This window comes from Streptomyces odonnellii (genome assembly GCF_000981895.1).
GTDB classification, from domain to species: domain Bacteria; phylum Actinomycetota; class Actinomycetes; order Streptomycetales; family Streptomycetaceae; genus Streptomyces; species Streptomyces odonnellii.
On record NZ_LATD01000426.1, the window covers coordinates 1 to 12,459 of the forward strand.

10 protein-coding genes and 2 pseudogenes are annotated in these 12,459 nt (G+C 72.0%); 7 read left to right on the forward strand and 5 right to left on the reverse strand.

From position 1 onward, the window contains the following. Positions 1–509, reverse strand: a 509-nt coding sequence (locus tag WH07_RS31750; RefSeq protein WP_046507829.1) for an MFS transporter, incomplete at its 3' end; no start/stop codon positions are given. A 77-nt stretch (positions 510–586) separates the two neighbouring features. Here WH07_RS31750 and WH07_RS31755 point away from each other — a divergent pair. The 5 genes and pseudogenes from WH07_RS31755 (at position 587) to WH07_RS31770 (ending at position 6,127) form a co-directional block, all read left to right on the forward strand. Then, positions 587–1,804 (forward strand): ROK family protein, encoded by a 1,218-nt coding sequence (locus WH07_RS31755; RefSeq protein ID WP_046507831.1) that lies wholly within the window; start codon positions 587–589, stop codon positions 1,802–1,804. A 104-nt stretch (positions 1,805–1,908) separates the two neighbouring features. Next, complete coding sequence (locus tag WH07_RS42340; protein WP_232789132.1) at positions 1,909–2,127, forward strand: hypothetical protein; 219 nt, start codon at positions 1,909–1,911, stop codon at positions 2,125–2,127. Between the two features lie 108 nt (positions 2,128–2,235). Next, complete coding sequence (locus tag WH07_RS31760) at positions 2,236–2,547, forward strand: SHOCT domain-containing protein (RefSeq protein ID WP_046507833.1); 312 nt, start codon at positions 2,236–2,238, stop codon at positions 2,545–2,547. Further along, positions 2,544–3,284: pseudogene (locus tag WH07_RS31765) on the forward strand (ABC transporter ATP-binding protein); the annotation flags it as partial. The gene WH07_RS31760 and the pseudogene WH07_RS31765, both read left to right, overlap by 4 nt. Before the next feature lie 272 nt (positions 3,285–3,556). Continuing rightward, complete coding sequence (locus WH07_RS31770) at positions 3,557–6,127, forward strand: FtsX-like permease family protein (RefSeq protein WP_046507835.1); 2,571 nt, start codon at positions 3,557–3,559, stop codon at positions 6,125–6,127. Positions 6,128–6,277: 150 nt separating this feature from the next. Here the strand turns inward: WH07_RS31770 and WH07_RS31775 are convergent, their stop codons facing one another. Together WH07_RS31775 and WH07_RS31780 are read right to left on the reverse strand one after the other, a co-directional pair. Next, the gene (locus WH07_RS31775) at positions 6,278–6,802 is read right to left on the reverse strand and encodes an ATP-binding protein (protein ID WP_198533932.1); all 525 of its coding nucleotides are present in this window, start codon (positions 6,800–6,802) and stop codon (positions 6,278–6,280) included. Between the two features lie 426 nt (positions 6,803–7,228). Beyond that, positions 7,229–7,546, reverse strand: a complete 318-nt coding sequence (locus tag WH07_RS31780) for a hypothetical protein (RefSeq protein WP_046507837.1) — start codon at positions 7,544–7,546, stop codon at positions 7,229–7,231. Positions 7,547–7,699: 153 nt separating this feature from the next. On the opposite strand from WH07_RS31780, the gene WH07_RS31785 reads away from it, so the two are divergent. Next, positions 7,700–8,869 (forward strand): PLP-dependent cysteine synthase family protein, encoded by a 1,170-nt coding sequence (locus WH07_RS31785; RefSeq protein WP_232789133.1) that lies wholly within the window; start codon positions 7,700–7,702, stop codon positions 8,867–8,869. Positions 8,870–8,909: 40 nt separating this feature from the next. On the opposite strand, the gene WH07_RS31790 is transcribed toward WH07_RS31785, so the two are convergent. Together WH07_RS31790 and WH07_RS31795 are read right to left on the reverse strand one after the other, a co-directional pair. Next, positions 8,910–9,377: an SRPBCC family protein gene (locus WH07_RS31790; RefSeq protein WP_046507839.1), complete on the reverse strand. Its 468-nt coding sequence runs from the start codon at positions 9,375–9,377 to the stop codon at positions 8,910–8,912. A 255-nt stretch (positions 9,378–9,632) separates the two neighbouring features. Further along, entirely contained in the window at positions 9,633–10,481 is an 849-nt protein-coding gene (locus WH07_RS31795; protein WP_046507841.1) for a DeoR/GlpR family DNA-binding transcription regulator, read from the reverse strand. 387 nt (positions 10,482–10,868) lie between these two features. Between WH07_RS31795 and WH07_RS31800 the strand changes: the two are divergent. Next, a pseudogene (locus WH07_RS31800) lies at positions 10,869–12,459 on the forward strand (hypothetical protein); the annotation flags it as partial.

Consider the following 12,459-nt stretch of genomic DNA (forward strand, 5'->3'; position numbering starts at 1 on the left):
ACCCCCGCCCCCACCATGCCGCCCAGGCTGAACGCCGCGTGGAAGCTGGACATCACCGGCCGTCGCAGGGCCGCGACCAGATCGACGGCCGCGCTGTTCATGGCGACATTCAGGGCTCCGTACGCCGTGCCGAAGACCAGCAGCACCAGCCCCAGGGCCAACGCGGAGTGCGCCTGCGGCGGCAGCGCGATGCTCAGCGAGAGCAGCACCGCCGACACCACGGTCACCGGATGGCTGCCGAACCGCCGGCACAGCCGCCCCGTGACCACCATCGTCACCACGGCCCCCGCCGACACCCCGAGCAGCGCCAGCCCCAGATCACTCTCCGAGGCCCCGATCCGCTGCTTGATGGCGGGAATGCGGACCACCCACCCGGCGAACATGAAGCCGTCGAGCGCGAAGAAGACAGTCAGTACGACACGGAGACGGGAGAGGGCGGACCGGGCCGCGCGGTCCGAGTCGTCGCTCCCCGGAACGGCGTCGGTCCCTACTTTGTTCAGATGCGGCACAAAGTGAGGGTACGCTTCAGGTCGGCTCAGCGGAAGCTCCGTGAGCGTCTGTCGCGCGACATGGGAGACTCGCCCCCATGAACGGCAAGGGCACCACTACCCGGACACGGCTGGAGAGAGGCCGCGGCGCGCTCGGGCCCGCCTTGGAACTGGTGCATACCGGGCGTGCGCCCACCCGGGCCGTACTCACCGCCGAACTGGGCGTCACCCGGGCCACGGCCGGTGCGGTGGCCGCGGAGCTGGAGGCCCTCGGGCTGATCACGGTCGACTCGCGGCCGGGTGCCGGCGCCGGTTCGCAGGGGCGGCCCTCGCACCGGCTGTCCGTCGACGACCAGGGTCCCGTCGCCCTCGCCGCCCAAGTCCACGCCGACGGCTACCGGGTCGCGCTGGTCGGGCTCGGCGGCCAACTCGTCGCCACCGCCCCCGGCTGCGGTACGGTCCCGGCCGACCCGGCCCAGGTGCTCGGGGAGGCGGTGGAGGCCGGGGCCGCGCTGCTGCGCGCGACCGAGCGGCGGTGTGTGGGCGCGGGCCTCGCCGTGCCCTCGGCCGTCGCCGAGCCGGAGGGCACCGCCCTCAACCCGTTGCACATCGCCTGGCCCGTCGGCGCCCCCGTCCGGGACATCTTCGCCGAGCGGGTCCGCGCGGCCGGTATCGAGGGCCCCGCCTTCACCGGCAATGACGTCAACCTCGCCGCGCTCGCCGAACACCGGCACGGCGCCGGCCGCGGCGCACAGCATCTGCTCTGTGTCGCCACGGGACACCGCGGTGTCGGCGGCGCGCTCGTCCTCGACGGCCGTCTGCACACGGGCAGTTCGGGGCTCGCCCTCGAAGTCGGCCATCTCACGGTCAACCCGGAGGGGCGGCCCTGCCACTGCGGCGGAAAGGGCTGTCTCGATGTCGAGGCCGACCCGCTCGCCTTTCTCACCGCCGCGGGCCGCGACCCGGGCCCGGAGGTCTCACTGCTCCAGCAGGCCCGCGATCTGCTCCGTACGGAGGCCGCGGATCCTGCCGTACGGCGAGCCACCGAGGAACTGATCGACCGGCTGGGCCTGGGACTTGCCGGGCTGGTCAATATCCTCAACCCCGACCGGATCATCCTCGGCGGCCTCCACCGCGAACTGCTCGACGCGGACCCCGAGCGGCTGCACGCCGTGGTGGCCGACCGCAGCCTGTGGGGCCAAGGCGGTGGCGTACCGATTCTGCCGTGCACGCTCGACCACAACAGTCTGGTGGGTGCGGCCGAGTTGGCGTGGCAGCCGGTGCTCGACGATCCGCTGGGCGCGCTCGCCCGGTAGGGGCTCGACCGCATACGGTACGCCGGGCGTCGCTCCGCCACTCGGCGCGCAGCCCCCAAGCTCCGTACGCAGCCCCCAAGTTGCCCGCCGGATCCCCAAGTTCCGTGCCCGATCCGCGAGTTCGCACATCAGCCGCCGAGTTCCGCGCGATGCGGCTGCGAGAGGTGCAGGACCTGGTACCGGTCGCCGACCTCGCGCGGGGTGTCGTGCTCCCGGACCGTGAGGTGTACGAGTTCCCAGCGGCGCGGATCGAGCGCCAGCGCGGCCGGGAGCAGCCGGAGGCCCCGCCGCTACTCCCTGAGGCGTACGCGCACGGCCGCTAGCCGTACGACGACTCGGGCGCTCTCCGGCGCGAGGCTCGGAAGCGACAAGGAAGTGCGGCACGACAGGACGTGCGGCACCGACACGCTTCCTGGAGGAGCTGTACCGACATGAACACTCTGGCCTTCGACGGCGGGCCCGGCCCGTGGATTCTGCTGTTCCCCCTGTTCTGGGCGACCGTTGTCATCGGCGGTCTCGCCCTGCTGCGCCGTACGGTGTGGCGGGGCGGCCGGGGCCTCGGTCCTGGCGGCGGGTTCCGCGGCCCATGGCAGCCAGTCGGCACCGCGCACGACGACCGGTCGCCCATCGCGCTGCTCGGCCGCAGGTTCGCGGCGGGGGAGATCGACGAGGACGAGTACTGGCGCCGGCTCTCCGTGCTGGACGAGCAGTTCGGCCGTACGGGCAAGGGCGGCACCGTATGAGCGCCACCACGGTCACCACCCGCGCCGCGGCCCGGGTCGTGGACGCCGTGAAGATCTACGGCAAGGGCGACACGGAAGTGCGGGCCCTGGACGGGGTGAGCGTCGACTTCCCGGCCGGCCGGTTCACCGCGATCATGGGGCCCTCGGGCTCGGGGAAGTCCACGCTGATGCACTGCGCGGCCGGACTCGACACCCTCACCTCGGGCTCGGCCTGCATCGGCGGTACGGATCTGAGCACTCTCGACGACAGCGCGCTGACCCTGCTGCGGCGCGAGCGTGTGGGCTTCGTCTTCCAGGCCTTCAACCTCGTACCGACCCTGACGGTCGCGGAGAACATCACGCTGCCGATGGACCTGGCGGGCGCGCCGCACGACCGTGAGCGGCTGGACGATCTGATCGACACCGTCGGACTGCGCGACCGGCTGCACCACCGGCCCAGCGAGCTGTCCGGCGGCCAGCAACAACGCGTCGCCGTGGCACGGGCGTTCGCCGGCGGACCCGATGTCGTGTTCGCCGACGAGCCGACCGGCAACCTCGACTCGCGCGCGGGGGAGGAGGTGCTGCGGCTGCTGGGCCGTACGGTACGCAGGACCGGCCGTACGGTCGTCATGGTCACCCACGACCCGGTCGCCGCGGCCCACGCCGACGAGGTGATCTTCCTCGCGGACGGCCGGCTCGTGGACCGGATGCAGAGCCCGACCGCCGAGCGTGTCCTGGACCGGATGAAGGCGTTCGACGCGCGGGGCGCGTCGGACACGGGCGCGTCGGATATGGGCTCTGCCCACACGGACCCGGCGCACATGTCCACACAGCACATGTCCCCTGGACACATGGGTCCGGCCGACATGGCGGCGGCCCACACAGGCTCTGGACACATGGGCCCGGCCCACATGGACTCCGCGCCCATGGGGTCGGCCGACACAGCTCCGGCCCACACAGGCCCGGACCACGTGGCCCCGGACCACATGGCCCCGGACCACACAACCCCCGTCGACACGGAGGCAGTCACATGACCGCCCTCCGCGCCTCACTCCGTATCAGCCGCAACGCCCTTCGCGCCCACAAGCGACGCTTCGCCGGTACCTTCACCGCCGTTCTGCTCGGCGTCGGTTTTCTGACCGGCACCCTCGTCATGGGGGACACCCTGCGTGGCAGCTTCGACACCATGTTCGGCGAGGCTGCGGGCGGCACCGACGCCGTCGTCCGCAGCTCCCGCGTGGTCACTGTCCCCGGCGACACGCAGGGCACCCGGCAGCCCGTCGACACCGCGCTGATCAGCCGGATCGAGCGGATCCCCGAAGTCGCCGCCGTCGCTCCGAAGATCGAGGGCGCCGGGCAGCTCGTCGGCAAGGACGGCAAGCCCATCGGGGGTCAGGGTCCGCCCACCCTCGCCGGCAACTGGATCGAGGACCCGCGGCTCAACCCGTACCGGCTGGCCGAAGGCCGGCTGCCGGCCAGCAGCGGCGAGGTCGTCGTCAATCGCGGCGCGGCCGAGACCGGCGGACTGCGGATCGGCGACCGTACCGTGCTGCGCACCCCCGATCCGGTCGAGGTGACCGTCGTCGGCCTGGCGACCTTCTCCGGTGAGGACGGCATGGCCCAGGTCACCTACACCGGTATGACCCTGGCCGACGCCGAGAAGTACCTCACCGCGAAGCCCGGCGAGGCCGCGAGCATCCAGGTCCGCGCGGGCCCCGGCACCAGCCAGCGGGAACTGGTGGCCGCGCTCGCCCCCGTACTGCCGGACGGCGTCGAGGCCATCACGGGACAGGAGTCCGCCGACGAGAACCAGGACATGATCTCCGGTCAGTTCCTGAGCCTGTTCACCACGCTGCTGCTGGTGTTCTCCGGGATCGTGCTGCTCGTCGCCACCTTCTCCATCCACAACACCTTCGCCATCGTCGTCGCCCAGCGCACCCGCGAGAACGCCCTGCTGCGCGCGCTCGGCGCCTTCCGCGCCCAGGTCGTCGGCTCGACCCTCGCCGAGGCGACGGTCGTCGCGCTGGCCGCCTCCGCCGCCGGGCTGCTCGGTGGCATCGGGATCGCGGCAGGCCTCCAGGCGCTGTTCCCGGCTGTCGGATTCCCCTTCCCCGAAGGCCCTCTGGTGATCAGCGCACTCTCCTTGCTGCTGCCGCTCGCCGTCGGTGTGGTCGTCTGTCTGGGCTCGGCTCTGCTGCCCGCGGTACGGGCAGGGCGCACCGCCCCGCTGGCCGCGCTGCGCGAGACCGCGGTGGACCATTCGGGTGGCTCCAGGGACCGTGCGCTCGCCGGTACGGCCCTGGGCGCGGCGGGCGCGGCCGCGATCCTGACCGGGGTGTTCGCCATGCCCTCGCTGCCGCTGGCGGGAGCGGGCGCGGTGCTGGCCCTGGTCTCCTTCGTGGTGCTCGGCCCGGTCGCCTCCTCGTACGCCGTACGGATCCTGGGCGCGCCCCTGGACCGGCTGCGCGGTGTCTCGGGCGGGCTGGCCAGGCGTAACGCGCTGCGCAGCCCCAAGCGCACCGCGGCGACCGCCACCGCGCTGATGATCGGGGTCGCGGTCGTCTCGCTGTTCACGCTCTTCGGTGCCTCGCTGAAGGCCACCATGGACCGGACGGTGGACCGTTCCTTCGCCGGGGATCTCGCGGTGAGCGCACCGGCCTTCGGCGGCGGAGGCAGCGGGCTGAGCCCCCGGCTCGCGCCCGCCCTCGCGAAGCTGCCCGAGGTGGACACGGCCGTGGGCCTGGGCAAGGGCGTGGCGGAGGTCGACGGACAGGGCCGCGCGCTGACCGTCACCGACCCGGCCGCCCTCGCCAAGGGCTTCGACCTGGGCTCCGTACGGGGTTCTCTGACGGGTCTCGGTACGGACGGGATCGCGATCTCGGACACCGAGGCCGGCAAGCGGGGCCTCAAGCTCGGCGGTACCACCGAACTCGCCTTCACCGACGGTGAGAAGCGGACGTTCACGGTCCGTGCCCTCTACGGGCAGTCGGAGCTGGCGGGCGACTATGTGATCACCCGGGCCGCCTGGGCGCCGCACCGTGCGAGGGACTCCGACTCCCTGGTCTCCGTCACTTTCCGGGACGGCGTTCCGGCCGCCACCGGCGACGCGGCGGTCGAGAAGGCGGCGCGGGCGTACGGGAACCCCGAGGTGCAGACCCGGGACGAGTACGCGCGTACCGCCGCCGGGGCCATCGACATGATGCTGACCCTCGTCTACGCGCTGCTCGCCCTCGCCGTGCTGATCGCGCTGCTCGGGATCGCCAATACGCTCACCCTCGCGATCCATGAGCGGACCAGGGAACTCGGTCTGCTGCGGGCCGTCGGCCAGACCCGGTCCCAGCTCCGGGCCATGGTCCGCTGGGAATCGGTACTGGTCGCGGCGTTCGGTACGGCCGGGGGACTGGCGCTGGGCGGGCTTCTCGGCTGGGTCATGGTCAAGGCCTCCGAGGGCACCGGGGACACGCCCTTCGCCTTCGCCGTACCGCCGGTACAACTGACCGTGGTCGCGGTCGTCGGCGTGGTGGCCGGTGCGATCGCGGGCTGGCGGCCCGCGCGCAGGGCCGCGCGCCTGGACGTACTGCGCGCCATTGCCGTGGAGTAGATGCGGGTGGGGGTCGAGTAGGTGGGACGGATGGGGTAGCGGGAACGGGTGGTCGGGGGCGGGTGGTTGCCGGTAACGGTTGGTTACTGGTCAAGCGCTGCGGCTGCTGGTTACGCAGGAAAACATGGTGGCCGGGCCGGTCATGGCCGGTCAGGCCACCACGAACGACCGGGCAGTGGCCGGCCGGTACGCACCGTCCAGCGCGCCGAACTCGGTGCCCGGAAAGGGGCCGTCGGTCGTCGCGCCGTACACCGGACGCTGGGACAGAGCGAGGGCTGCGGGCGGTGCGGGGAGCGTGAACCAGATGCTCTTGCCCGTCTCGCCCCGGGGGCGTACGCCCCAGCTCTCGCTCACGGCCGCGATCAGTGCGAGACCACGGCCGCTGGTATCGAAGGGACTGGCACGGTTGACCGTCGGTATCCGGGGGTCGTGGTCACTGACCGAGACCGTGAGACGTTCGAGCAGCAGCTCGATATCGACGGTGCACTGCTTGTCGGGCTGTGCGTGCCGGTGGACGTTGGTCAGCAGCTCGGTGACGCCGAGTGCCGCTTGGTCGATCAAGGGATCGAGGTGCCAGAAGCGCAATTGCGCGGAGATGATTCTGCGGACCTGGCCGATCCGCGACGGCAGGGCCTGGAGCTCCACCGTGCAGTGCCTGCTGGGCTGGCTGATCACGGCTGCGACTCCCCGAATGGAGGTGAGGAAGACGACGAAGGATTTGGGACGCGGCAACTGGTTCGCCCACAGGCTGCTGTTACCGCTCGACGGAGGCTGGATCTCAGCGTTACCGCCGGTTCACCCTGAGTGATGTGAGACCAGAGTGAAGCAGGGGGTCCGGCTTCGCAACTCGCGGCGGATCAGGGGCGGATCAGGGGCGGTTCGGGGAGTGATCAGGCCCGAATCGGGGCAAGGGCAGCGTTGGATCCGAGCCGGAGCGGGGCCCGCCGGGGCACGCCGTAGGTACTTGTCCGGGCACACCGGAAAGTACGTTCCCGGAATGTGGGAAGCGGGCCCGGGACAAGCCGGAACGTATGTCTTCAGGGAGGCCGAAAATGTGCTCCCGGGGCAGGTCAGGTCTCCGCAGGTCAGGTCTTCGCAGCCTCAGGTCTTCGTACGGCCGGCCCGGCTGACGGCCTCCAGGAACCGCCCCGCCATCGCTGTCGCGTCCGGTCTCTGTCCGCGCTGCCCCATGGTCAGCCGGTAGCGGATCCCGTTCACGGTGGCGACCGTGCTGCCACGGCCCGCGAACCAGGGCCTCGCCGCCCGTACGGCCCGCAGGGGCGCGCTGTCGATCACCCGGCCGTAGCTGGTCAGCAGTGCCAGCCTGCCGTCCTGGATGAGGACCTGCCCGGCCTTGGTGAGGGAGCGTGGCCACCGCTCGATCCGTACCCCGCGCGCGTCGAACTCCGGCTCAGCCATGGCGTTCAGCCCCCTCCGTGCCCATACCCCTCACAGGCAGTCTGCCCAAGTATGCGCCTGGACACCAGACCGCGTGACGCAGGGGTGTCCAAGGCAGCGCTATGGGACCCCAAAGGCGATGTTTGCCCAGGTGGTGCCGGTACCTTCAGGCGTATGACGCAGCGAGACAGCACGCAGCGGGACAGTACGCGCGGGGACAGCACGCGCCGGGACAGTGCGCGGGCGACCATCGACGCCGACCGCAGCGACCCCGGCTACCGGGCCTGGCTCAAGGAGGCCGTACGCAAGGTCCAGGCCGACGCCAACCGCTCCGCGGACACCCATCTGCTCCGCTTCCCGCTGCCCGAGCGGTGGGGCATCGACCTCTACCTCAAGGACGAGTCGACCCATCCGACCGGCAGCCTGAAACACCGGCTCGCCCGCTCGCTCTTCCTCTACGGCCTGTGCAACGGCTGGATCCGCCCGGGCAAACCGGTGATCGAGGCGTCCAGCGGCTCGACGGCGGTCTCCGAGGCGTACTTCGCGAAACTGATCGGAGTGCCGTTCATCGCGGTCATGCCCCGTACCACCAGCGCCGAGAAGTGCCGGCTGATCGAATTCCACGGCGGGCGCTGCCACTTCGTCGACGACTCGCGGAAACTGTACGAGGAGTCCGCCGGGCTGGCCGCCAGGACCGGCGGCCACTACATGGACCAGTTCACCTACGCCGAGCGCGCCACCGACTGGCGCGGCAACAACAACATCGCCGAATCGATCTACCAGCAGCTCCGGTTGGAGCGCTATCCCGAGCCCGCCTGGATCGTCGCCACGGCCGGGACCGGCGGCACCTCGGCGACCATCGCACGCTATGTGCACTACATGCAGTACGACACCCGGGTCTGTGTTCCCGACCCGGAGAACTCCTGTTTCTTCGACGGCTGGACCCGGCACGACCCGGCGGCGTGCAGCGAGCGCGGCTCCCGGATCGAGGGCATCGGCCGGCCACGGATGGAACCGAGCTTCGTGCCGGGTGCCATCGACCGGATGATGAAGGTGCCGGACGCGGCGAGCGTCGCGGCCGTACGGGCGCTGGAGCGGGCCATCGGGCGGAAGGCGGGCGGCTCCACGGGCACCGGGCTGTGGAGCGCGCTGAAGATCGTGGGCGAGATGGTCGCGGAGGGGCGGCAGGGCAGTGTGGTCACGCTGCTGTGCGACCCGGGCGACCGCTATCTCGACAAGTACTACTCGGACGCCTGGCTCGCCCAACAGGGCCTGGACATCGGCCCGTACACGGCGACACTCGACCAGTTCCTGACGGACGGCGTCTGGCCGGACAACGCCTGACGCGTCCGTGCCGCCGCCGTGACGCTGTCGGCCGATGGTGTCAGGTCTTGGTGAGGCGGCGGTCCAGCGCGCGTACCGAGCTCCGGAACGTGCGGCCCATGGCCGGGCGGGAGCCCCGCAGCACGGCCCGGTAAAGCACGGTCCCGTCCGTGGCGACGGTCCACCGCACTCTGGTCCCGTCACCGGCCGGTGCCAGCCGCCATGCCTCCAACAGGGCACGCACGCCGGGTGCGTTGGTCTCGTCGGCACGGTACGCGTAGAGCACATCCGGCTGTGCGGCCAGCACCGTCTCCCGGAAGTGCGAACCGCCCGTGAGCCGGACCGTACGGCCCTCCGGGGTCGCCGTCGCCGCTGTCAGCCCGCTGAACCACTCGGGCCAGGACTCCGTCTCCGTGGCGAGCGCCCGGTACACCGCGTCCGGCGGGGCGGTCATCGTGCCCGTGAACACCAGGCGCACCGGCGCGGTGTCGGCGAAGTCCAGTTCCACGGAACGGAGTTGGCGGGCCATGACAGCACATCCCTGAACGGAGTCGAAGGGGTCTGACGGACCGTACAGTCTAGTGTGCGCTACCCGGCGAGCGCCTCGACCCGGCGCGTGGCAAACGGCTCACACCGTGCCCGGAGATCAGCCGCCGGGCCCACGGCCCACCGCCTCACGGTCTCCGGCCCACGGCCCACCGCCCCACGGTCTCCGGCGCACGGCCCGTGGACCTTGGCCCCCGGACCCCGGACCCACGGTCACCGGCCGCCCGGTCTCCGGCCGTCAGGTGTCTCCCGGGGGCGACAGCTCCTCCAGCTCGCCCGCCACCACCAGATCCGGCAGCAGCTCGGCCATCTCCTCGCGCGCCCGGGACGACAGCCCCGCGTCCGTCACCAGTGTGTCCACCTGATCCAGCGTCGCGAAGGAACTCAGACCCACCGTGCCCCACTTGGTGTGGTCGGCGATGACCACCACCCGGCGCGCCGACTGGATGAACCGCCGGTTGGTCTCCGCCTCGCCCAGGTTCGGTGTGGACAGCCCGGCCTCCGCGGAGATGCCGTGCACCCCGAGGAAGAGCACATCGAAGTGGAGCGAGCGGATCGCCTGATCGGCCACCGGGCCCACCAGGGAGTCCGACGGAGTGCGCACCCCGCCCGTCAGCACCACCATCGCCGCGCCGGAACGCCCGCCGCCCGCCACTCCGGCCCGCTGCGCCGCATGGAACACATCGGCGACCCGTGTCGAATTGGTGACGACCGTCAGCTCCGGCACATCCACCAGATGGTGCGCCATCGCATAGGTCGTCGTCCCGCCGGAGAGCGCGATGGCGCTCCCGGGCACCACCATCGCCGCCGCGGCCCGCGCGATCTCCTCCTTGGCGGCCAGCTCCAGTCCCGACTTCGCCTCGAACCCCGGCTCGTGCGTACTCGCCTCGACCAACGGCACCGCGCCGCCGTGCACCTTCTCCAGGACGCCCTGGCGGGCCAGCGCGTCCAGATCCCGGCGGACCGTCATGTCCGAGACATTGAGTCTGCGCGTCAGCTCGTTGACCCGGACCCCGCCGCGCCGGCGCACCTCGTCCAGGATCAGGGCACGGCGCTGCTCCGCGAGGAGATTCTGACTGTCGGTCACCGCCGGTCCCTGTCCTTCCGTGTCATCGCCGTCGCCGCCATCGCTGTCGCCGTCCGCGCGGCCGTCCCGGCCCGTACGGCATCAGCCGTGGCCGTACGTCTCGTCCCCGATGGCCGGGGATGTCCGATCAGCGCGGGTCCCTCATCCTCCCACGCGGTTCGGACACCGGTGCCGGGGGTTGGGGAGCCGGGCGCCGGGGAAGCTCCGTGTGGGCCCCGCGGCGCATGGCCGGGAGCCGGGATTCCGGTGTTCCCCGGCCAGCGCCCGCCCCGCGCCCGGCTCGGCCTGCCACTTCCGTACATCCTGTCGATCCCGCTTCTCCCGCTTCTTCCCGTTCCTCCTTATTTCTCCCCGTCACTCCTGTCACTCCGAGAGCGAGTCAGCGAAGTGCCCTCAGAAACCCAGGATCCGCGCAGCGGCGCAGCCGCCCTCGAACTGCTCATCCACGGCGTCGGCGGCGCCACCCCGCAGAAGATGCTCGACGATCCGCGTACGGTCAGGATCACCGGCGACAAGACGGCCGCCGTCTACCGGCGCACGGACGACGCCGACGCGGAGCAGCACCCCGGCCGGTACGCCGACGGGCCCGTCCCCGAGGCGTACTGCTGGTCCAACCTCACCTCGGGCAATGGCTCGCGCGCCCTGTGGCTCCTGCTGCTCCCCTTCATGGTGGTCAATCTGGCGCACTGGATGCGGCCCGCCACCAAGGGCCTCGGCCGGGCCCAGCGGCTGTACGGACTCCTCGTACGGCTGGTGGCGCTCACCCTGACCGTGCTGCTGACCGCCACGGCCTGCGAGGTCGCGCTGGATCTGACGGCATGGCAGTGCGCCGGTTCCGCGAGCTGTGTCGCGGAGCGGTCCTGGCTCGGGTTCCTGTCGCCGGAGGGACACGGCTGGTGGGCGCAGCCCGGGCGGCGGCTCGCCCTCGCCGCGCTGGTGCCCACGGCACTGGTGGCGCTGCTCTGGTACCTGTCCAACCGGACCTGGAGCGCGTACGAGTCCCAGCGCCCGCCCACCAACGGGCAGTCGGCCGGATTCGGCACCCACAACGAGCGGTCCGCGCGGACCGACGGCACCGACGAGCCTGCCGACGGCCGGCGGCCCTCCGCGAGCCAGGGCCCGGCGAGGACACGGCCCGCGCTCGGCCGCCCCGGGTTCTGGTACGGCCGCCGGCTCGTCGCCCGGCTGCGCGCCGCGCACACCGCCGCCGGTTTCCTCACCGTCGCCGCCGTGCTCACGGAGGCCGTCACCGAATACGACGCCGCGTCCGGCAGCGGTCCGCAGGCCCTGCTGGGCCGACTGCTCCAGGCAACGCTGGTCATCTGTGCGGCCGTTGTGCTCTGGGTGGTGTGCAGCAGGGGCCGCAGCGAGCGCAGGCGCGACACCGCCCTCGACCGGACGCTGATCAGCGTCCTGCCCGTCACCGCCCTCGCGCTGCTCGTCCTGGCCGTGGTGTACGCCGCCTGGTCCCGGCCCGGCTGGGTCTCCGCCGGTACCCTGCCCGGCGACACCGCCTTCCGGGTGATCGCCCTCGCACAGGTCGCCCTCGTCGTCGCGCTCGCCGTCACGGCCCATGTCCTGCACCGCCGCGTGGCCCATCACCGGACCGCGATGCACGGCCTCGGCGGGCCCGCCGTCGCGATGCTCGCCTGCGCGCTGGGCGGAGTGATGACCGGGGGAGTCGCCCAGTGGGCCGCGGACCGGCTCGACGGGGACGCCACACCCGGCATGGGCGAGGGCGCGATCGCGGGCCCGCCGGTGCTGCTGAGCTGGCAGGCCTCGGTCATTCCCGTACTGCTCGCGCTGCTGCTGATTCCGGCCGCGGTCCTCGGCATCCGTACCGTACGGGCCACCCGCAGGCTGATGCCCGACGTGGAGGCGGAGTACGGCGCGTACGGCACGGCGGGCGAGCACGGCACCGAGCGCCTCACGACCGGCAGGGACACCGCCCGTACCCGGCAGGTCGCGGGCGCCCGCG

Coding starts and splice junctions, on each gene's coding strand:
- WH07_RS31755 (WP_046507831.1), top strand. CDS start 587: ATGAACGGCAAGGGCACCACTACCCGGACACGGCTGGAGAGAGGCCGC.
- WH07_RS31760 (WP_046507833.1), top strand. CDS start 2,236: ATGAACACTCTGGCCTTCGACGGCGGGCCCGGCCCGTGGATTCTGCTG.
- WH07_RS31770 (WP_046507835.1), top strand. CDS start 3,557: ATGACCGCCCTCCGCGCCTCACTCCGTATCAGCCGCAACGCCCTTCGC.
- WH07_RS31780 (WP_046507837.1), bottom strand. CDS start 7,546: ATGGCTGAGCCGGAGTTCGACGCGCGCGGGGTACGGATCGAGCGGTGG.
- WH07_RS31790 (WP_046507839.1), bottom strand. CDS start 9,377: ATGGCCCGCCAACTCCGTTCCGTGGAACTGGACTTCGCCGACACCGCG.
- WH07_RS31785 (WP_232789133.1), top strand. CDS start 7,700: ATGACGCAGCGAGACAGCACGCAGCGGGACAGTACGCGCGGGGACAGC.